We start from the raw sequence: 21,049 nt of genomic DNA on the forward strand, positions 1-21,049 counted from the left end.
GGCGAGTGACGCGTGGCGTCGGCGCGAGGTTACCGACAAATCGGATATTCCTCACGTAGTGTCAACCCATGCCTACGCCACACGGATCGCGCGGCGGCATGGCCTTCAGCGCCGACGAAGTCCGCGTGCTGCGCCGCGCCCTCGCCCAAGCCCTGCACCCCTCCGTCCCCGTCCACCTCCAGTTCCCCGGCCGCCCGGCGCACGCCGACGCGGGCGCGGCGCTGTGGGCCGAGGACGTCCAGGACGCGCTGCGCCTGACCGAGGCGATCGACGAGGCCGTCCAGGAGGGCGGCCGGCTGCGCGCCTTCCTGCTCGCCGACCTCGCCCGCTACCGGGCCGCTCTGCCCGGCACCGCCACCGGCTACCTGGAGCGGTTGGAGGAGGCGGTGACCGACGGCTACCTCCCCGGGCCGGAGGACCTCACCGCGCTGCGCGGACTGAGCCGCCAGCCCTGCGGGCAGGGCGAGCGCTCCCGCCGCTCCCGGCTGGCCGGGCGCTGCCACGCGCTGGCCGAGGCGGCCGTGCGCGAGCGGCTCGCCCTCACCACCGGCCAGCGCCACCTCGTCGCCGTACCGAGCCCCGCCGCTCCCCCGAGCTCTCCCCCCATCCCCGTTGGCACCCCTGTTGGAGGACGGATCCCGATGAGCAGCACCGAGCCCCCCGTCGAGCAGTCCGCCGACCCCCGCGCCCCCCAGGAGCGGCAGCCCGCCCGGCCGCACCGGATGCCCACTCCCGCCGAGCTGTTCGGCCGCCGCCCCAAGCCGGCCGCCCGCCCGGCCGCACCGGAGGCACCCGAGGACCTGGAGCTGGCCACCGGCACCGGCTGAGCCCGCCCCGCCAGCGCCTCCCGGGGAGGCCGCGCCGGTTCCGACCGGCCCGGCCTCCCCGTTCCCGTGCCCGGCGGCCCCGGCCGCACCGCGCGGCACGGTAATCCCGTGGCGGAGCACCGGTCCGGGCTGGCTACCCTGGTGGGGTGAGCGATCAGAGCCCCATCCCCGCGACCGACGACCTTCCCGAGCAGATGCGCGTCCGGCGCGAGAAGCTGGACCGGCTCCGGGCCGCCGGCGTCGACCCCTACCCGGTCGGCTTCCCCCGGACCAGCACCATCGCCGACCTCCGGGCCAAGCACCCGGACCTCGCCCCGGACACCGCGACCGGCGAGCGGGTCGGCATCACCGGCCGGGTGATCCTCTCCCGCACCGGCGGCAAGCTCTGCTTCGCCACCCTGCGCGACGGCTCCGGCGACCTCCAGGTGATGCTCTCCCTGGACAAGCTGGGCGAGGAGCGGCTGTCGGCCTGGAAGTCCGACATCGACCTCGGCGACCAGGTCGGCGTCGAGGGCGAGGTGATCACCTCCCGGCGCGGCGAGCTGTCCGTGATGGTGGACCGCTGGGAGCTCACCGCCAAGTGCCTGCGCCCGCTGCCGGACAAGCACAAGGGCCTGACCGACCCGGAGGCCCGGGTCCGCCAGCGGTACGTCGACCTGATCGTCAACCCCGAGGCCCGCGAGATCCTCCACCTGCGGTCCAAGGTGGTCCGCTCGATCCGCCGCACCTACGAGGAGCGCGGCTACATCGAGGTCGAGACCCCGATGCTGCAGCCGGTGCACGGCGGCGCCAACGCGCGGCCGTTCAAGACGCACATCAACGCGTACGACATCGACCTCTACATGCGGATCGCCCCCGAGCTGTACCTCAAGCGGCTGGTGGTCGGCGGCGCGGAGAAGGTCTTCGAGATCAACCGCAACTTCCGCAACGAGGGCGCGGACTCCACCCACAACCCCGAGTTCACCTCGCTGGAGTCCTACGAGGCCTACGGCGACTACGACACCCAGGCCGAGCTGATCCGGGCGACCATCGTCAACGCCGCCCGGGACGCGCTGGGCACCACGGTGATCCGGGGCCTGGACCCGCACGGCGTGGAGCACGAGATCGACCTCGCCGAGCCCTGGGAGGAGATCAGCGTCTACCCGGGCATCTCCGCCCGGCTGGGCGCCGAGGTCACCCCGGAGACCGGTGTCGAGGAGCTGCGCAAGCTGGCCGCCGAGCACGGCATCCCCTTCGAGAAGGAGTGGGGCCACGGCCAGATCGTGCTGGAGATGGTCGAGCGCCTGCTGGAGGAGAACGCCGTCCGGCCGACCTTCCTCAGGGACTACCCGACCGAGGTCTCCCCGCTGACCCGCCAGCACCGCTCGGTCCCGGGCGTGGCCGAGAAGTGGGACCTGGTGATCTTCGGCACCGAGATCGGCACCGCCTACTCCGAGCTGGTCGACCCGGTCGAGCAGCGCGCCCGCCTCACCGCGCAGTCCCTGCTGGCGGCCGGCGGCGACGTCGAGGCGATGCAGGTCGACGAGGACTTCCTGCGGGCCCTGGAGTACGCGATGCCGCCCACCGGCGGCCTCGGGCTCGGGGTGGACCGCCTGATCATGCTGCTCACCGGCAAGAACATCCGGGAGACCGTGCTCTTCCCGCTGGTGAAGCCGGAGCCCAAGGCGTCCGCCGGTGCGGCGGAGAAGACCGAGGAGGAGTGACCTGATGGACTACGTCAGCGCGATCGTCCCGCCGCTGGTCATGGCGATCGGCTTCGGCTTCCTGGTGCGGGCCATCATCCGTACCCAGGGCGGGGCCCAGAAGGCCAAGGAGGACGCGGTCGACTGACCCGTCGGCCGCCCGCGAGACCACGCGCCGCCATTCCCGGATTCCGGGGGTGGCGGCGCGCCGGTTTGGCGGCACTTCACAAGATTTGCCCCATTCACTCCCTATCCTGGCCGGACTATGGTCCGGCAACTCGGCGAACTTGAGAACGCCATCATGACCCGGGTGTGGCGGTGGAACCGACCGGTCACGGTTCGCGAGGTTCTCCTGGATCTGCGGTCGGAACGCGATATCGCGTACACCACGGTGATGACCGTCCTGGACAAGCTGCACAGAAAGGGCTGGCTCCGCCGCGAGCGCGCGGGGCGGGCCTATCGATATGAACCGGTCTCCTCGCGCGAGGCGTACACGGCGGCCCTGATGAACGACGCGTGGGCCACGAGCGACAATCCCGCCGCGGCCCTGGTGCACTTCTTCGGCCTGATGTCGCCCGAGCAGCGGGAGGCACTGCGGGACGCCTTGCGGGTGGCCGCTCTGTCCCCGTCCGATCCGGCCGCCCCGGATTCCCCGGAGAGCGGACCGGATACCGGGGAGACCCGATCGGGGCCGGCACGATAACGTCCCGCCATGGAGGTCACCATCCGCCGGGCGCGGACCACGGACGTGCGGGCCGTACGCGGGCTCGTCGACGCGTACTCGCGCGACGGGATTCTGCTCGACAAGCCCACCGTCACACTGTTCGAATCGGTGCAGGAGTTCTGGGTCGCGGAACGCGACGACGACGGGACGGTGGTCGCCTGCGGCGCGCTGCACGTGATGTGGGAGGACCTCGCCGAGGTCCGCACCCTCGCCGTCGACCCGTCCTGCCGCGGTCACGGAGTGGGACACCTGCTGCTGGAGAAGCTGCTGCAGACCGCCCGCTGGCTCGGCGTCCGTCGGATTTTCTGCTTGACGTTCGAGGTCGCCTTCTTCGCGAAACACGGTTTCGTGGAGATCGGGGAGCTCCAGGAAACCGATGATGGTACGACAGACCCGGCGGCGATCGCTACGGATGTCTATGAAGAACTTCTCCGCTCGTACGATGAAGGTGTCGCCGAGTTCCTCGACCTGGAGCGGGTGAAGCCCAACACACTGGGCAACTCGCGCATGCTGCTGCACCTGTGAGCCGCCCCCGGACGGCCAGGGGTTTGTGTTTTCCGGAGAAAGGCGCTTTCCTTTCCTTAGGCAATGGGTCGTTTAGCGGAAAGGGAAGCCCGTGGCACAGAGGGTGCAGGTCATTCTTGAAGACGATCTCGACGGCGGGTCGGCGGACGAGACGGTCACGTTCGCGCTCGACGGCGTTGCCTACGAGATCGACCTGAAGAGCGCCAACGCGGACAAGCTCCGCGGTCTGCTGGCGCCGTACGTCGAGAAGGGGCGCAAGCAGAGCGGTCGCCTCGCCGGCACCCGCCGGGCCGGCCGCGGCGCCGCCCCGCGTCCGTCCGGCAGCGTCCCGGACACCGCGAAGATCCGCGCGTGGGCCAAGGAGCAGGGCCTGGAGGTCAACGACCGCGGCCGCGTCCCCAGCAACGTGCGCGAGGCCTACGAGAAGGCCAACGCGTCCTGAACCGGGCGACGCCCGGCCGCCGGGACGGGTGCGGGGTTCCGGGGGCCGCTTGAGCGTCCGCGGCACACGCGCGGGGCGTGGAGGGAACCCCTCCGCGCCCCGCGCCGCACACCCGGGACGGGGCCGGCCGCCGAACCCGGGACGGCCCCGGCTGCCCGTTCGGGCAGCGGGCCGGGGTCCGGTCCGGGCGGCGCGACGGCCGTGGCCTGTGCGACGCTGTAAGGGCGGAACGGCACCGCGGACGGTGCCCGGGCGGCGTACCGGCCGCCCGGCCGCGACTGATCCGCCGTCAGCGGCGGCCCGACTTCTCGCCAGGCGAACACCGTCACCGCGGAAACTGCGCGAGAACCGCCCCGATACCGGGTATGAATGCAGAGGGACGGGGTCCGTGGCTCCGCCCGGGGCAGGACGCGTGACCGGTCGGCCACCCACCGGCAGCGTCGCGGCGGAGGTTGTTCGCCGATGGCGTAGCGGTATCCGGTGCATCCGGCCCGCGTGCGGGAACACCGTCTCCCAGCATCGGGTTGGGATTGGTGTCGGCTGGTCGCGCAGCATCTCGCTCCCCTACGAGGGAGTGAATCCGTGGGCCGCGCCGCTGAGCGGGACTAGCATGCGGAAGGACAGGGCGGGGACGGACCCCGAACTGCCCGACCGCTCTGAGGAGCGATAAACGATGTTCGAGAGGTTCACCGACCGCGCGCGGCGGGTTGTCGTCCTGGCTCAGGAAGAAGCCCGGATGCTCAACCACAACTACATCGGCACCGAGCACATCCTCCTGGGTCTGATCCACGAGGGTGAGGGTGTCGCCGCTAAGGCCCTGGAGAGCCTCGGGATTTCTCTTGAGGCCGTTCGCCAGCAGGTCGAGGAGATCATCGGCCAGGGCCAGCAGGCCCCGTCCGGTCACATTCCCTTCACCCCCCGGGCGAAGAAGGTCCTGGAGCTGTCGCTCCGGGAGGCCCTGCAGCTCGGCCACAACTACATCGGCACCGAGCACATCCTGCTCGGCCTGATCCGCGAGGGCGAGGGCGTCGCCGCCCAGGTCCTGGTGAAGCTGGGCGCCGACCTCAACCGGGTCCGCCAGCAGGTCATCCAGCTGCTCTCCGGCTACCAGACCCCCGGCGGCAAGGAGTCGGCCACGGCCGGCGGGCCCGCCGAGGGCACCCCGTCGACCTCGCTGGTCCTCGACCAGTTCGGCCGCAACCTCACCCAGGCCGCCCGCGAGGCCAAGCTCGACCCGGTGATCGGGCGCGAGAAGGAGATCGAGCGGGTCATGCAGGTGCTGTCCCGCCGCACCAAGAACAACCCGGTGCTGATCGGTGAGCCCGGCGTCGGCAAGACCGCCGTCGTCGAGGGCCTGGCCCAGGCGATCGTCAAGGGCGAGGTCCCGGAGACGCTCAAGGACAAGCAGCTCTACACGCTGGACCTGGGCGCCCTGGTGGCCGGCTCCCGCTACCGCGGTGACTTCGAGGAGCGCCTGAAGAAGGTCCTCAAGGAGATCCGCACCCGCGGCGACATCATCCTGTTCATCGACGAGCTGCACACCCTGGTCGGCGCGGGCGCCGCCGAGGGCGCCATCGACGCCGCCTCGATCCTCAAGCCGATGCTGGCCCGCGGTGAGCTGCAGACCATCGGTGCCACCACGCTCGACGAGTACCGCAAGCACCTGGAGAAGGACGCCGCGCTGGAGCGCCGCTTCCAGCCGATCCAGGTCGCCGAGCCGTCGCTGCCGCACACCATCGAGATCCTCAAGGGCCTGCGCGACCGCTACGAGGCCCACCACCGGGTCTCCATCACGGACGCCGCCCTGGTCGCCGCCGCCACCCTGGCCGACCGGTACATCTCGGACCGCTTCCTGCCGGACAAGGCCATCGACCTGATCGACGAGGCCGGCTCCCGGATGCGCATCCGCCGGATGACCGCGCCGCCGGACCTGCGCGAGTTCGACGAGAAGATCGCCGACGTGCGCCGCGAGAAGGAGAGCGCGATCGACGCGCAGGACTTCGAGAAGGCCGCGTCCCTGCGCGACGACGAGAAGCAGCTCCTGCAGGCCAAGGCCAAGCGCGAGAAGGAGTGGAAGGCCGGCGACATGGACGTCGTCGCGGAGGTCGACGAGGAGCTCATCGCCGAGGTCCTGGCCACCGCCACCGGCATCCCGGTCTTCAAGCTGACCGAGGAGGAGACCTCCCGGCTGCTGCGCATGGAGGACGAGCTGCACAAGCGCGTCATCGGCCAGAAGGACGCCATCAAGGCGCTCTCCCAGGCCATCCGGCGCACCCGTGCGGGCCTCAAGGACCCGAAGCGCCCCGGCGGCTCGTTCATCTTCGCCGGCCCGTCCGGCGTCGGTAAGACCGAGCTCTCCAAGACGCTCGCCGAGTTCCTCTTCGGCGACGAGGACGCGCTGATCGCCCTCGACATGTCGGAGTTCTCGGAGAAGCACACCGTCTCCCGGCTCTTCGGTTCGCCCCCCGGCTACGTGGGCTACGAGGAGGGCGGCCAGCTGACCGAGAAGGTGCGCCGCAAGCCGTTCTCCGTCGTCCTCTTCGACGAGGTGGAGAAGGCCCACCCGGACATCTTCAACTCGCTGCTGCAGATCCTGGAGGACGGTCGTCTGACCGACTCCCAGGGCCGCGTGGTCGACTTCAAGAACACCGTCATCATCATGACGACCAACCTCGGCACCCGGGACATCTCCAAGGGCTTCAACCTGGGCTTCGCGGCCCAGGGCGACACCCAGACCGGGTACGAGCGGATGAAGGCGAAGGTCGGCGAGGAGCTCAAGCAGCACTTCCGCCCCGAGTTCCTGAACCGCGTCGACGACATCGTCGTCTTCCACCAGCTGTCCGAGGACGACATCATCCAGATCGTCGACCTCATGATCGCCAAGGTGGACGAGCGGCTCAAGGACAAGGACATGGGCCTGGAGCTCAGCGTCGAGGCCAAGAAGCTGCTGGCCAAGCGCGGCTACGACCCGATCCTGGGCGCCCGGCCGCTGCGCCGGACCATCCAGCGCGACATCGAGGACCACCTCTCCGAGAAGATCCTCTTCGGCGAGCTGCGGGCCGGCCACATCGTGGTCGTCGGGGTCGAGGGCGAGGGCAAGGACGCGAAGTTCACCTTCCGCGGCGAGGAGAAGTCCGCGGTCGCGGACACCCCGGCCGCCGTCGCCTCGCCGGGTCCCGACCTGACGAAGTAGCAACATTTAACAGATAACAGCAAACAGTTCGGGCCCCCGGCGTTCGCGCCGGGGGCCCGAACCGTTTTCCGGAACAGATCCGAACGTGTGATCCGGCCCACGAAGGGGCAGGTGGGGGGCCGAATGGGGGGCCGGTGCGGATGCGACCCAAAGTGCAGTCATCTTTAATGTCAATGTTGTTGACAGTGCGTCAGCTGATACGAAGTCGCGGAGCATAGCGCTGTAGCCATGTCACGGTCAAGGTCTATCTTTTCCGTCCACGCTTGGATCAAATGACGTCCACCTGTCTTTCATTGGTTTACCGGAAGGCCAAGAGCCGGACGGTTTGGGGAGGACGTCACAACGTTGAAGATGACCAGGAAAGCCGCTTCGGTCGCCTCGGCCGCAGCGGTCATAGCCGCGCTCGGCGCGGGGCTGCTGCCGGGCACGGCCGTCGCCGCCGGCTCCGCCCCCGTTCCGACGGACCCGGCCGACGCAGTCCAGACCAGCACTGAGCACAACCTGCCGGGCCCGCTGACCGAGAAGGTCGAGGCCGAGCAGAAGGCCGCCACCGAGCAGCTGCTCGCCGGCACCGCCAAGGTCGAGCAGCACGGCGGCAGCTCCAGCATCAAGCTGGGCAAGGACAAGTACGTCGAGCTGGCCCGCGAGCGCACGGACAAGATCTTCACCATCCTGGTGGAGTTCGGCGACCAGGTGGACAACACCACCACAACGCCGGACGGCAAGATCAAGTACGGCGGCACCCCCGGCCCGCAGCGCAACCAGATCGAGAAGCCCGACGCGGCCACCAACAACTCGACGCTCTGGCAGGCCGACTACAACCAGCAGCACTACCAGGACCTGTACTTCAGCAAGACCCAGGACTCGCTGAAGACCTACTACGAGAAGCAGTCCTCGGGCCGCTACTCGGTGGACGGTCAGGTCACCGACTGGGTGAAGGTCAAGTACAACGAGGCCCGCTACGGCTCGGACTACTGCGGCCAGCACGTCTGCGCCAACGCGCAGGACCTGATCCGCGACGCGATCGACACCTGGGTCGCCGACCAGAAGGCCAAGGGCCAGACGGACGAGCAGATCAAGGCCACCATCGCGCAGTACGACCAGTGGGACCGGTACGACTTCAACCACAACGGCAACTTCAACGAGCCGGACGGTTACATCGACCACTTCCAGATCGTGCACGCCGGTGAGGACCAGTCGGCGGGCGGCGGCAAGCAGGGTACTGACGCCCTGTGGGCCCACCGTTCGTACGTCTACGGCACCGGCGCCGGCTCCACCGGTCCGGCCGACAACAAGCTGGGCGGCACCCCGGTCGGCGGCACCGGCGTCTGGGTCGGCGACTACACCATGCAGCCCGAGAACGGCGGCCTCGGTGTCTTCGCCCACGAGTACGGCCACGACCTCGGTCTGCCGGACCTCTACGACACCTCCGGCAGCGGCATCGACAACTCGGTCGGCTTCTGGTCGCTGATGTCGTCGGGCTCCTGGCTGGGCGAGGGCAAGAACTCGATCGGCGACATGCCGAACGACCTCGACGCCTGGAGCAAGCTCCAGCTCGGCTGGCTGAAGTACGACAAGGCCAAGGCCGGCACCGAGTCGACCCACCACATCGGCCCGGCGGAGTACAACAGCAAGCTCCCGCAGGCGCTCGTCGTCGACCTGCCGAAGAAGTCCGTCACCACCACCGTCAACAAGCCCTACGCGGGCGCCAACGAGTGGTGGAGCGGCAGCGCGGACGACCTGAACGTCTCGCTGACCCGTGACGTCGACCTGACCGGCAAGACCTCGGGCTCCCTGTCGGCCAAGGCCTGGTACGACATCGAGCAGGACTTCGACTACGGCTACGCCGAGGTCTCCGCCGACGGTGGCACCACCTGGACCGCCCTGAACGGCACCTTCAACGGCGTCGCGCTGCCGAAGGACCCCTCGGGCAACGCCTCGCTGACCGGCAACTCGGGCGACAAGTGGGGCGACCTCGTCCTCCCGCTGGACGCCTACGCCGGCAAGGCCGTCAAGGTCCGCTTCCGCTACGTCACCGACGGCGGCCTGCACCTCAAGGGCCTGGCCCTGGACGAGCTCGCGGTGACCGCCGACGGCGCCACCGTGTTCACCGACGGCGCCGAGAACGGCGACAACGGCTGGACCGCCAAGGGCTTCTCCCGCACCACCGGGTCCTTCACCAAGGACTACAACCAGTACTACATCGCGGAGAACCGCCAGTACGTCTCGTACGACCGCACCCTCAAGGTCGGCCCGTACAACTTCGGCTTCGCCGACAAGCCGCTCTGGGTCGAGCACTACCCGTACCAGCCCGGTCTGCTGATCTGGTACTGGGACGAGTCGCAGAGTGACAACAACGTCACCAACCACCCGGGCCAGGGTCTGATCCTGCCGGTCGACTCGCACCCGAGCCCGCTGAAGTGGAAGGACGGCACGCTGATGCGCCCGCGCATCAACGGCTACGACTCCACCTTCGGCTCCCGCAAGACCGACTCCCTGACCCTGCACCGCGCCGGCGTCGAGACGGTCGTCCCGCGGGCCAAGGGTGTCGACGAGTTCTCCGACCTGAAGTCGTACTGGTCGAAGGACAACCCGTACAGCAGCGTCATCGTCCCGAAGACGGGCACCAGCATCGAGGTCGAGAACGAGTCCTCGAACTACCTGGAGACCTGGATCCGCGTCCGCCCGGTCGACAACTGATCGACCGGCTCTGACGCCCGGTCCATGACCAGGCACCGCTGAGCCGATCCGGCCCGCTCCCGCACCCGCGGGGGCGGGCCGGATTCCTTCTGCCCGGCTCCGCCTGCTGGCCGGCATGAGCGCTCCAAACCCGCCCCGCGGGTGGTGCTGCTCACAAGCCGCGGGACCGGTACGAGCGGCGGTAGTAGCCCGACCGGGCGAGGCTCGGCGGCCGCCTTCCCGTGAACGGACGATCCGACCGCATGATCGTTACTCCGTCGGTTTGAATTCACGGGCCGAGGATGACTACACGCCGTAGTACGTCACACGGTTTGGGGCTCCGCTCGGTGACGGTTACACCTGAGTGGTCCCCGCTCAGCACGCCCGAACGGCTCAGCGTGCTGCCCCCGTACGTTCATGAGGTCGAGCTCCGATGCCTTCCGTCCCGCCTCTGGGGCCGGCCCTGTGCCGGCTCGCCGACTCCTTCCTCCGGCAGACCGGCCGCACCCACTCCACCACCGCCGCCGCGGCCGGTGCGGCCGTGCTGACCGGCGCCCTGCTCCTCACCACCACGGGCAGCGCCTCGGCGCAGACCATCGCCCCGACCACCCCCGGCAGCTCGGCGTTCACCGCGCCGCACGGGGCGGTGAACGCTCCGGTGCTGGTCCAGGTCGCGGGCCCGAGCCCGTACACGCTGCCGTCCGAGCAGGCCTCGGCCCAGGAGTACGTGGCGGTCGCGGCCAACCTGCTGCCCGCGCAGGCCGCCGTGCCGGCGCCCGTCGCGGAGCCGCAGCCGCAGCCGGAGCCGGAGCCGGAGCCCGCGCCCGTCGAGCCCGCGCCGGCCCCCGCCCCGGAGCCCGCACCCGAGCCCACCCCGGCCCCGGCGCCCGCCCCGCAGTGGTCCGCGCCGGTCCCGGGCGCGCCGACCAGCAACCCCTACGGCGTGCGCAACCCGCACTACGCGGCCGGGTACCACACCGGCGTGGACTTCGCGGTCCCCCAGGGCACCCCGCTGCTCGCGGTCGGCAACGCCACCGTGGTGTCGGCCGGCTGGGACGGCGCGTACGGCAAGGAGGTCGTCCTGCGGCTGGCGGACGGCCGGTACGCCCAGTACGCCCACATGTCCTCGCTGTCGGTCTCGGCGGGCCAGCGCGTCGCGGCCGGGCAGCAGATCGGCCGCTCCGGCAACACCGGCAACTCGACCGGTCCGCACCTGCACTTCGAGATCCGCTCGGCCAACCAGTACGGCAGGGTGATCAACCCGATCGCCTACCTGTCCGGGCACGGGGTCACCGACTTCTGATCCCCCGTCCGGGGGACCCGCCGCCTCCCCCGGACGCTCAGTCCGTCGGCGCGGGCCTGCCGATCAGCCGGCAGATCTCCAGCGCGACGTGCTGGGCGGCCTCGACCGCCTCCTCCCGGGTGGGCTCCGCTACCCGCGTCCCGCCGGCCGGGCACTCGGCCTCGGGCCGCTTGTCCTCGGGCCGCTTGTCCTGGTGCAGCAGGAAGAGGGCGGAGTTGATGGTGAACAGGGACATCGCCGCGCGCAGCCGGTCCTCGAAGCTCGCCTCCGGACCGTGCACCAGCCGGACCAGCGCGATCATGCTGTCCCGGAACTCCCGCCCGGCCTGCAGGTCGCGCAGCGCGGGCTGGTTCTCCTGGAAGAAGCGCAGCAGCGGCGCCCGCTCGGACATCCCGGCCGCGAACCGGCGGATCAGCTCGTCCCGGACGTCGGGCGTCCAGGTCTGCTCGCGCCCCCAGGCGATGAGCTCGTGGATCGGCGCGGCGGTGGCCGTCACGATGCCCTGGACGATGTCTTCCTTGGTCTTGAAGTGGTAGTAGAGCGCCGCCTTGGTGACGCCGAGGCGGTCGGCGATCTCCCGCAGCGAGGTGCGCTCGTAGCCGTGCTCGGAGAAGAGCTCCAGAGCGACGGCGACGATGCGCGCCCGGGTGTCGCTGCGGGGGCTGTGCGTCGTGCCCATCGCCTGCCTCTGACTGCGTCGTGGTTCGGTCTCCGCGCCGGCCGACGACCGCCGCGGCGTAGCGACGGGCACCTGACCGGCGACCGCTTTTTCGTTCATTCTCCCTGCCCGGCGCGCCCGCCGAAAAACTGGCTTGACGACCGGCTAGTGAACAACCTACCGTGCCGACGGTCCACAAACTAGCCGGGCGACAAGTAAGGAGGCCCCCGCAGGCCGCGCCGGTCGCCCGACGTCCTGTTCCGGGAGACACCCACCCATGTCACACCCCAAGGCCGACACCGGCTCCCCCGAGAAGAAACCGGCCGAGGAGGAACAGCCCCGCTCGGCCCGTGAGATCCGCCTGGTCATGATCGGCCTGGTGGTCACCATGCTGCTCGCGATGCTCGACGGCCTGATCGTCGGCACCGCGATGCCGACCATCGTCGGCGAGCTCGGCGGCGCCGAGCACCTGTCGTGGGTGGTCACCTCGTACACCCTGGCGACCGCCGCCTCCACCCCGATCTGGGGCAAGCTCGGCGACCTCTACGGCCGCAAGGGCACCTTCCTCACCTCGATCGTGATCTTCCTGGCCGGCTCGGCGCTCTCCGGCCTCTCCCGGGACATGACCGAGCTGATCGGCTTCCGCGCCCTGCAGGGCCTGGGCGCCGGCGGTCTGATGGTCGGCGTGATGTCGATCATGGGTGCGCTCGTCCCGCCGCGCGACCGCGGCAAGTACCAGGGCATGTTCGCCGCGGTGATGGCCCTCGCCACCATCGGCGGTCCGCTGGTCGGCGGCTTCATCACCGACCACCTGAACTGGCGCTGGACCTTCTACATCAACCTGCCGCTCGGCGCCGTCGCGCTCGCCGTCGTCGTGGTCACGCTGAAGCTGCCGAAGGTCCGCAGCAAGGCCCGGATCGACTACCTCGGCGCGCTGCTGCTCACCACCGGCATCACCGCGCTCACCCTGATCACCACCTGGGGCGGGCAGGAGTACGCCTGGGGCTCGAAGCAGATCCTCGGCCTGGCCGCGCTGGCCGCGGCCACCCTGATCGGCTTCTGCTACGTCGAGCAGCGGGTCGAGGAGCCGATGCTTCCGCTGTCGCTGTTCCGGAACCTCAACTTCACCCTGGTCTCGATCATCGGCTTCGTGGTCGGCTTCGTGATGTTCGGCTCGACCGTCTTCCTGCCGCTCTACCAGCAGACCGTGCAGGGCGCCTCGGCGACCAACTCCGGCCTGCTGCTGATGCCGATGATGTTCGGCATGCTGGTGATCTCGCTGGTGGTCGGCCAGGCGGTGACCAAGACCGGCAAGTACCGGATCTACCCGATCATCGGCACCGTGGTGATGACCGCCGGCATGCTGCTGCTCTCCACCCTGTCCACCGGCACCTCGGGCTTCGCCTCCGCCTGCTGGATGGTGGTGCTCGGTGCCGGCATGGGCTTCCTGATGCAGATCACCATGCTGGTCGCGCAGAACAGCGTCGAGCTCAAGGACATGGGCGTGGCCAGCTCCACCGCCACCCTGTTCCGCACCATCGGCGGCTCGTTCGGTGTGGCGCTGTTCGGCGCGCTGTTCAACAGCCGGGTCACCGAGACGATGAACGAGCGGCTCGGTTCGGCCGCCGGGGCGGGCGGCTCGCAGGGCGGCGACCCGGCGCAGCTGAGCCCGGCCGCGCTGAAGGCGCTGCCGGCGCCGGTCCAGGACGCCTACCACCACGCGGTGGCCAACGGCATGCACACCGTCTTCCTCTGGGGCGCCGCCGTCGCGGTGATCGCGGTCGCCGCCGCGGTCTTCATGCGCGAGGTGCCGCTGCGCGGGGCGGGCACCCCGCCGGCCGAGGGCGGCGAGGGCAAGAAGGGCGCCACGGCCGACAACGTCGAGGCCGTCGCGATCTGACGCCGGAACGCACCGGGGCCCCCGTCCGCCGACTCGGCGGGCGGGGGCCCTCGCGTGTCCGGGGTGACGGCCGGGGAGGCGGCCGGGGTGGCGGCCGGGGCGGCCCGGGCTACTGGGGCAGCCGGTAGACGCCCTGCTCGACCGGTTCGACCAGTCCGTCGGCGACCAGTCCGTCCAGCGCGCGGGCCCGCTGCACGGCGTCCGGCCAGACCGCGTCGAGCCGGGCCTGCGGCACCCCGCCGTGCGCCTCGCGGAGCACCGCGAGCAGCTTGCCGCGCACCTGCCGGTCGGTGCCCTCGTACGACTGGCCGCGCCGGGCAGGGCCCTCGTACGGCGGGCGGCCGGCCCGCTGCCAGGCGCAGGAGGTGAACAGCGGGCAGTCCCCGCACTCCGGGCCGCGGGCCGTGCAGACCAGTGCGCCCAGCTCCATCACGGCCACCGCCCAGGTCGCGGCGGTGCCGGCGGCCTCGGGCAGCAGCGCGGTCGCCGTCCGCCGCTCGGCCGCCGTGGTGGCCTGCGCCGGGTACTCCACCCCGGTCACCGCGCGGGCGAACACCCGGCGGACGTTGGTGTCCAGCACCACGTGCCGCTGGCGGAAGGCGAAGGAGGCCACCGCCGCCGCGGTGTACTCGCCGACGCCGGGCAGCGAGAGCAGCGTCGCGTGGTCGTCCGGGACCTCGCCGCCGTGTTCCTCGGTGATCGCCACGGCGGCCGCGTGCAGGCGCAGCGCCCGGCGCGGGTAGCCCAGCCGGCCCCACAGCCGGACGGCCTCGCCGGGAGCCTCGGCGGCCAGGGCGGCGGGGGTGGGCCAGCGCTCCATCCAGGCCTCCCAGGCGGGCAGGACGCGCTTGACCGGGGTCTGCTGGAGCATGAACTCGCTGACCATCACGGCCCACGGCGAGGCGTCCGGGGTGCGCCAGGGGAGGTCGCGGGCGTTGGCCTCGTACCAGTCGAGGACGGTCGTGTGCAGGACGGGCAGCGGCAGTCCGAGCTTCGGCGCCCCGGCGGGGCCCACGGGGGTCGCTGGGCTCGCTGGGCTCACGGGGGCGGGGACGGCGGGGGTGACGGTGTTAACAGCCATGGCCCTTCGATCCTCCCACGCCCGGGGCGGGAGCCGAAGCGGATCACGGGATTCCGCCAAGCGGCGCAAAACACCCCATTCAGCCTCCCTCGAACGGCGCAAATGGCGGATCATGTGAAGGAAGGGGTGACTGTGCGGTGTTGGTGCGTCAAGGGACACACACTGTCTCGTAGAGTTTGGGCGTGCCCTCTCTGCGTCAACCCGTAGGACCGCTGCCGGCCTCGATCTACTGGCGTCGGCGCATCGTCGTGCTCGTCGCCGTCGTCGCGGTCGCCGCCCTCGTCATCTGGCTGATGACCGATCAGGGCGGGGGTGGTGACGGCCCGCAGGAGAAGGCCGCGCAGGCCGCACCGTCCCAGTCGCAGAGCCAGACGCCCGCCCAGGCGATCACGCCGGGCGCCTCGCCGACCGGGCCGGTCAACAACTCCCGCCCCGGCGGCGGCAGTGCCTCCGGCGGTGCCGTGGGCGGCTCCGGCGGCGGCGACGTCAGCCTCAGCACCGGCGGTACCACCGGCGGCGGCGCCAACCCGGCGCCGGCGACCGGCGGAGCGGCGGCGGGCGGCGGGACCGGCGGCGCGAGCGGCAGTGCCGGCGGCGGCACCGGAGGGGGTACCGGCGGTGGCGGCACCGGCGGCCCGCCCCCGGTGAACACCCCCGAGGTCATGGCCCTGCCGGTCTGCGCCTCCTCGCAGGTGACGCTCAATCTGGCCGGCGCCCAGAACGCCTACCAGCCCAAGGACAAGCCCAAACTGGCGCTGACCATCAACAACTCCTCCGGCACCACCTGCCGGCTGGACCTGGGCCGGACCGCCTCGGCGATCACCGTGACCGCCAGCAACGGCGAGCGCATCTGGTCCTCCGGCGACTGCCCGGCCGACAGGAACAGCAGCTGGGTCCAGCTGCCGGCCAACGGCGGGCTGACCGAGACCTTCACCTGGGACCGGGTCCGCAGCAAGCCGCAGTGCGCCACCGCCGACCCGGCGCCCGCCCCGGCCGGCACCTACCTGGTGGTCGCCGACCTCACCGGCCTCTCCGGCGGCCAGGCCTCGGCCCGCTCGTCGATCCGGCTGGAGAACTGAGCGTCCCTCACCGCACGACAGCACGAAGCCCGGACCGCTCAGGCGGTCCGGGCTTCGTCGTCCGTCGCCGGCGGCTGCTCCGGCGTCGGGATCGGCTCAGACGTAGCGCTCCAGGATGGACGACTCGGCGAGCCGGGAGAGCCCCTCGCGGACCGAACGGGCCCGGGTCTCGCCGACGCCCTCGACCGTCTGCAGGTCGTCGATGCTCGCGGCCAGCAGCTTCTGCAGGCCGCCGAAGTGCTCCACCAGGCGCTCTATCACCGTGTTGGGCAGGCGCGGGATCTTGGCCAGCAGCCGGTAGCCGCGCGGCGAGACCGCCGAGTCCAGCGACTCCGGCGAGCCCGAGTAGCCGAGCGCCTTGGCCACCGTCTGCAGGTCCAGCAGCTCGGCGTGGGTGAGCGCCTCCAGGTCGGCCAGCACCTCGGTGACGGTCCGGCCCTTCTTGGCGGCGCGCTCCGGGAAGTAGTCCCGGGCGACCAGTTCGCGCTCCGGCTCCACGCCCGCGATCAGCTCGTCCAGCTGGAGCGAGAGCAGCCGGCCGTCGATGCCGAGCTCCAGCACGTAGCCGGCGATCTCGGTGGCGATCAGCCGGACCATCTCCAGCCGCTGCGCGACGGCGGTGACGTCCCGGACCGTCACCAGGTCCTCGATCTCCAGGGCGGAGAGCGTGCCGGCCACCTCGTCCAGGCGCAGCTTGTAGCGCTCCAGGGTGGCCAGCGCCTGGTTGGCGCGGGACAGCACGGTGGTGGAGTCCTCCAGCACCCGGCGGGTGCCGTTGACGTACATGGCGATCAGCCGCATCGAGTGCGAGACCGCGACCACCGGGAAGCCGGTCTGCCGGTTGACCCGCTCGGCGGTGCGGTGCCGGGTGCCGGTCTCGTCGGTCGGGATGGTGGAGTCCGGCATCAGGTGGACGCCGGCCCGGACGATCTTGGTGATGTCCTTGTCCAGCACCACGGCGCCGTCGAGCTTGCACAGCTCGCGCAGCCGGGTCGCGGTGAACTCGACGTCGAGCACGAAGCCGCCGGTACAGAGCGACTCGACGGTCTTGTCGAAACCGAGCACGATCAGGCCGCCGGTGTTGGCCCGGAGCACCCGCTCCAGGCCGTCGCGCAGCGCGGTGCCGGGGGCGATGGCGGTGAGGGAGGCCCGCAGCAGGGCCTCCTCGCGGGAGGACTTGTCCGCCCGGTCGCTGGCTGCCACGTGACTCCTCCGGTCGACCCCGTACCGCGTGCCCTCGCGCGGGGCGCCGGCCTACGGTCTGTTGCTCTGTCGCTTAGTACTGCCTTATCACCAATGAGACAGGGGAAAGTCTAACTGCGTGCGGCAACGACAGGGCTTGGGTCAGCGCAGTTCGTCGGAGTCGAGCGGCTCCCACCCGTCCATGAGCTCCTCCGGGTGGGCCGCCGGGCGGGGCGCGCGGGGTGCCGGCGGGGCCGACGGTGCCTCACTCCTCGGCTTGGCGGCGGCCCGGCGGCGGCCCGGGATCGCCCGCAGCGCCTCGCCGATGTCCGCCACCTCGACCACCTTCATGCCCGGCGGGACCTTGCCCGGGTCCGGCGGGACGAGCGCGTGGGTGAAGCCCAGCCGGTGCGCCTCGGCCAGCCGCCGCTGCACACCCGTCACCCGCCGTACCTCGCCGGCCAGGCCGACCTCGCCGATCGCGACCAGGTTGCTGGGCAGCGGGGTGTCCGAGGAGGAGCTGGCCACCGCGAGCGCCACCGCGAGGTCCGCCGAGGGCTCGGAGAGCTTCACCCCGCCGACGGTGGCGGTGTAGATGTCCTGCTTGCCCAGCTTCACCCCGCCGTGCCGCTCGACCACGGCCAGGATCATCGCGATCCGGGGCGACTCCAGACCGGAGGTCGTCCGCCGCGGCGAGGGGATCTGGGAGTCCACCATCAGCGCCTGCACCTCGGCCACCAGCGGCCGCTTGCCCTCCAGGGTGACGGTCAGGCAGGTGCCGGGCACCGGCTTGTCACGCCTGGTCAGGAAGAGGCCGGACGGGTCGGCCAGGCCGGCGATGCCCTCGTCGTGCAGCTCGAAGCAGCCGACCTCGTCGGTCGCGCCGTAGCGGTTCTTGACCCCGCGGATGAGCCGCAGCCGGGCGTGACGGTCCCCCTCGAAGCTCAGCACCACGTCCACCAGGTGCTCCAGCAGGCGGGGACCGGCGATCTGGCCGTCCTTGGTGACGTGGCCGACCAGCAGGGTGGCCATGCCGCGATCCTTGGAGGCCCGGATCAGCGCGTTCGCCACCTCGCGGACCTGGGCCGGGCCGCCGGGGGCGCCGTCCAGCTCGGCGGAGGCGATGGTCTGCACCGAGTCGAGGATCAGCAGGCCGGGGCCGACCGCCTCGATGTGGCCGAGGACGGCGCCGAGGTCGGACTCGGCGGCCAGGTAGAGGTGCTCGGAGAGCGCGTTGATCCGGTCGGCGCGCAGCCGGACCTGGCCGGCCGACTCCTCGCCGGTGACGTAGAGGGTGCGGTGCCGGTCGCTCGCCGCCTTGGCGGCGACGTCCAGCAGCAGGGTGGACTTGCCGACGCCGGGCTCGCCCGCCAGCAGCACCACGGCGCCGGGGACCAGGCCGCCGCCGAGCACCCGGTCCAGCTCGGGCACGCCGGTGGAGCGCGCCGTCGCCACCTGGCCGTCCACCTGGGCGATCGGGCGGGCGGGCGCGCTGACCGGCCCGGCGGCGGTGGTGCGGATCGGCACCGCGCCGTACTCCTCGACCGTGCCCCAGGCGTTGCACTCCGGGCAGCGGCCGACCCACTTGGGCAGCTGGTTGCCGCACTCGGTGCAGCGGTAGGCCGGGCGGGGCTTGGCGGTGGTCTTGGTACGGGCAGCCATGCGGTCACCGTAGCGCCTGGGTCCGACAGTGCGGAGGCGACCGCCCGGCGCGGGGCGGCAGCACGGGGCGGCGGTCCCGGTCCACACGGATGGGCGATGTTGTTACCCGAAAGAAGTACAACCGGGCGGAATCCCCCGGACGGGGCTGGTGCGCTCTCTACCGTCGGACGGGTGACGACGAGTACGGAAGGGCCGCGCGACGCCGTCCTCGCGGCGTACGAGCGACAGGTGGACGGCCTCTTCACCTACTGCCTCTCGGTGCTGTGCGAGCACGAGGCCGCCGCGGCCGCCCTGCGGGAGGTGCGTGAGCTGGCGGTGCGGTACGGCGGCCGGCTCGCCGAGCCCGGGCTGGTCCGGGCCTGGCTGTACTCGCTGGCGCGGTACTGCTGCCTGCGGCGGCTGGCGGACGGGGCGGGAAACAGCGGAACGGGAGGCGACGGGGCGGGGGGCGACGGGGCGGAGGCGGTCCGGCGGCGGCGCGAACTGGCCTCGCTGACCTGGCCCGAGGCGGCCGGCACCGACCCCGAGCAGCGCGAGGCCCTGGAGCTGTCCGTCCGGCACCGGCTCACCCCGATCGAGGTGGCCGCCGTGCTGGGGCAGCCCTTCGAGGCGGTCCGGGTGCTGCTCGCCTCCGCGCGGGCCGAGGTCGACCGGACCAGGGCCGCCCTGCTGGTGCTCGGCGCCGGGAACTGTCCCGAGCTGGACCGGCTCGGCGGCGCCGGAGCGGAGAGCTGGCGGGACTGGGTGCTCGGGCCCGCGCTGCGCCGGGAGCTGGTGCGGCACGTGGTGGACTGCCCGACCTGCCGGGGCACGGCGGAGCGGATCGCGGACGAGGTGCCGCGGGACGGTGCGGCGGGGCTGTCCGGGCTGCCGGTGATCGCCGCGCCGCCCGGGGGCGCCCGGCTCCCGGCCCGGCCCGTCGCGTACCTGCCCGGCACGCGCCCGCCGCTCCCGCACCCGCCCCCGGCGGCTCGGGAGCGTGCCGGACGGCGGGCGGGAGCGCCGGGGCCGGTGACCGAGCCCGGGCTCCGCTTCGACCAGGGCGGGTTCCCCCGGCACCGGGCGCCGGAGGCCGGACGGGGGCCGATGGTGCGGCGGCGGGTGGTGACCACCGGGGTGCTGGCCGCCGTCCTGGCCGCGCCGGTCGTCGCACTGTGGGCCGGGCACCGGGGCGGCGGCGGGCCCGGGACGGCGGCGGTCTCCTCGGTCCGGGTCGAGGAGGACCGTCCGGCCGGAGGCCGGGACGCCGACCCCGCGGGTGGCCCGGACGGTCCGGGTGGTCCGGGCGGGCCCGTGGGGACCGCCGGGGCGGTCGGTGCCGCGATCGGGGCGCTCGGCGGGGCCCACCGCGGATCCGGTCCGGCGGTGGCCGGGATGGAGCTGGCCGGAGCACGGCCGCTCACTGCAGAAACGTTGCAGCCAGGGATCCAGGGACCGCTGGTCCCGGTCCCGGCGTACGGTGCGGCGCCGCTCGGCAGCCCCGCCCTGATCGCGGCACCGACCGCCCCCGTCGGCACACCGGGGGCGGGCGCGTCGCCGTCCGGCCTGCTGACCGTCGAGGCGGGCGAGTACGGCAGCCGCACGGTGCTCACCCTCACCAACTCCGGCGGCACCGACATCCACTGGCACGCCGTCGTGGACGCGCCCTGGCTGCGGCTCAGCCGCGACGCGGGCACCCTCGCGCCCGGGCAGCGGATCACCGTGATCGCCAACGTCGACGAGGACCTCGCCCCCGCGACCCGCTGGACCGCCCGGATCGCGCTGCCGCCCTCCCAGGCGGTGGTCACCCTGGAGGGCGGGCCGCAGCACCGCGGCGGCGCCACGCCGTCCCCGGTCGGCCCGTCCCCGGTCGGCCCGTCCACGGCCGGACCGACCCCCGCCCCGAGCGGCACCCCCACCGGCGGCGCCCCGGCCCCGTCCGCCACCCCGACGCCCACGACCGCCCCGAGCGCGACGGGCACCCCGGGCACCCCGGGCACTCCGGGCACGACGCCGAGCGCCTCCCCGACGCCGAGCGCCACACCGAGCACCGGGCCGACGGCTCCGGCCTCCCCGGGCCCGAGCCCGTCCGGCACCGCCGAGGGCCCCGCGAGCCCCGCACCGCACTGAGCG

Annotated in this window: 16 protein-coding genes; 12 read left to right on the forward strand and 4 right to left on the reverse strand. The window is 72.1% G+C overall.

Annotated features, from left to right (window positions below; translation table 11 throughout):
• The first annotated feature begins 68 nt into the window (after positions 1-68).
• The 9 genes from ABT238_RS03005 (at position 69) to ABT238_RS03045 (ending at position 11,375) form a co-directional block, all read left to right on the forward strand.
• Positions 69-827 carry a hypothetical protein gene (locus ABT238_RS03005; RefSeq protein WP_350564461.1) on the forward strand — a complete coding sequence of 253 codons (759 nt, stop codon included), beginning with the start codon at positions 69-71 and terminating at the stop codon, positions 825-827.
• 146 nt (positions 828-973) lie between these two features.
• Positions 974-2,530 (forward strand): bifunctional lysylphosphatidylglycerol synthetase/lysine--tRNA ligase LysX, encoded by a 1,557-nt coding sequence (gene lysX, locus ABT238_RS03010; RefSeq protein ID WP_502884232.1) that lies wholly within the window; start codon positions 974-976, stop codon positions 2,528-2,530.
• Positions 2,531-2,534: 4 nt separating this feature from the next.
• Positions 2,535-2,657 carry a hypothetical protein gene (locus ABT238_RS03015; protein WP_350564463.1) on the forward strand — a complete coding sequence of 41 codons (123 nt, stop codon included), beginning with the start codon at positions 2,535-2,537 and terminating at the stop codon, positions 2,655-2,657.
• A 117-nt stretch (positions 2,658-2,774) separates the two neighbouring features.
• Entirely contained in the window at positions 2,775-3,212 is a 438-nt protein-coding gene (locus ABT238_RS03020; RefSeq protein ID WP_350755346.1) for a BlaI/MecI/CopY family transcriptional regulator, read from the forward strand.
• A gap of 9 nt (positions 3,213-3,221) precedes the next feature.
• Complete coding sequence (locus ABT238_RS03025) at positions 3,222-3,758, forward strand: amino-acid N-acetyltransferase (RefSeq protein ID WP_350564466.1); 537 nt, start codon at positions 3,222-3,224, stop codon at positions 3,756-3,758.
• Between the two features lie 91 nt (positions 3,759-3,849).
• The gene (locus ABT238_RS03030) at positions 3,850-4,200 is read left to right on the forward strand and encodes a histone-like nucleoid-structuring protein Lsr2 (protein WP_350564468.1); all 351 of its coding nucleotides are present in this window, start codon (positions 3,850-3,852) and stop codon (positions 4,198-4,200) included.
• 673 nt (positions 4,201-4,873) lie between these two features.
• The gene (locus tag ABT238_RS03035) at positions 4,874-7,393 is read left to right on the forward strand and encodes an ATP-dependent Clp protease ATP-binding subunit (RefSeq protein WP_350564470.1); all 2,520 of its coding nucleotides are present in this window, start codon (positions 4,874-4,876) and stop codon (positions 7,391-7,393) included.
• A 351-nt stretch (positions 7,394-7,744) separates the two neighbouring features.
• On the forward strand, positions 7,745-10,093 hold the full coding sequence (locus tag ABT238_RS03040; RefSeq protein WP_350564472.1) for an immune inhibitor A domain-containing protein: 2,349 nt from the start codon (positions 7,745-7,747) through the stop codon (positions 10,091-10,093).
• Positions 10,094-10,505: 412 nt separating this feature from the next.
• Entirely contained in the window at positions 10,506-11,375 is an 870-nt protein-coding gene (locus ABT238_RS03045; protein WP_350755348.1) for a M23 family metallopeptidase, read from the forward strand.
• Positions 11,376-11,412: 37 nt separating this feature from the next.
• On the opposite strand, the gene ABT238_RS03050 is transcribed toward ABT238_RS03045, so the two are convergent.
• Entirely contained in the window at positions 11,413-12,054 is a 642-nt protein-coding gene (locus ABT238_RS03050) for a TetR/AcrR family transcriptional regulator (RefSeq protein ID WP_350755350.1), read from the reverse strand.
• A 256-nt stretch (positions 12,055-12,310) separates the two neighbouring features.
• Between ABT238_RS03050 and ABT238_RS03055 the strand changes: the two genes are divergently transcribed.
• Complete coding sequence (locus ABT238_RS03055) at positions 12,311-13,933, forward strand: MDR family MFS transporter (protein WP_350755352.1); 1,623 nt, start codon at positions 12,311-12,313, stop codon at positions 13,931-13,933.
• A 109-nt stretch (positions 13,934-14,042) separates the two neighbouring features.
• On the opposite strand, the gene ABT238_RS03060 is transcribed toward ABT238_RS03055, so the two are convergent.
• A complete protein-coding gene (locus tag ABT238_RS03060) occupies positions 14,043-15,014 on the reverse strand; it encodes an HhH-GPD family protein (protein WP_350755354.1) in 972 nt (323 codons plus the stop codon).
• Positions 15,015-15,196: 182 nt separating this feature from the next.
• Between ABT238_RS03060 and ABT238_RS03065 the strand changes: the two genes are divergently transcribed.
• Entirely contained in the window at positions 15,197-16,093 is an 897-nt protein-coding gene (locus ABT238_RS03065; RefSeq protein ID WP_350564481.1) for a hypothetical protein, read from the forward strand.
• 96 nt (positions 16,094-16,189) lie between these two features.
• On the opposite strand, the gene disA is transcribed toward ABT238_RS03065, so the two are convergent.
• The gene (gene disA / locus ABT238_RS03070; RefSeq protein WP_344345239.1) at positions 16,190-17,248 is read right to left on the reverse strand and encodes a DNA integrity scanning diadenylate cyclase DisA; all 1,059 of its coding nucleotides are present in this window, start codon (positions 17,246-17,248) and stop codon (positions 16,190-16,192) included.
• A 189-nt stretch (positions 17,249-17,437) separates the two neighbouring features.
• Positions 17,438-18,937, reverse strand: coding sequence for a DNA repair protein RadA (gene radA / locus ABT238_RS03075; protein ID WP_350564483.1), 1,500 nt, complete (start codon positions 18,935-18,937; stop codon positions 17,438-17,440).
• A gap of 171 nt (positions 18,938-19,108) precedes the next feature.
• Between radA and ABT238_RS03080 the strand changes: the two genes are divergently transcribed.
• Complete coding sequence (locus ABT238_RS03080; protein WP_350755356.1) at positions 19,109-21,046, forward strand: sigma-70 family RNA polymerase sigma factor; 1,938 nt, start codon at positions 19,109-19,111, stop codon at positions 21,044-21,046.
• Positions 21,047-21,049 lie beyond the last annotated feature (3 nt).

Source organism: Kitasatospora sp. NPDC001527 (genome assembly GCF_040298605.1).
Taxonomy (GTDB): Bacteria; Actinomycetota; Actinomycetes; order Streptomycetales; family Streptomycetaceae; genus Kitasatospora.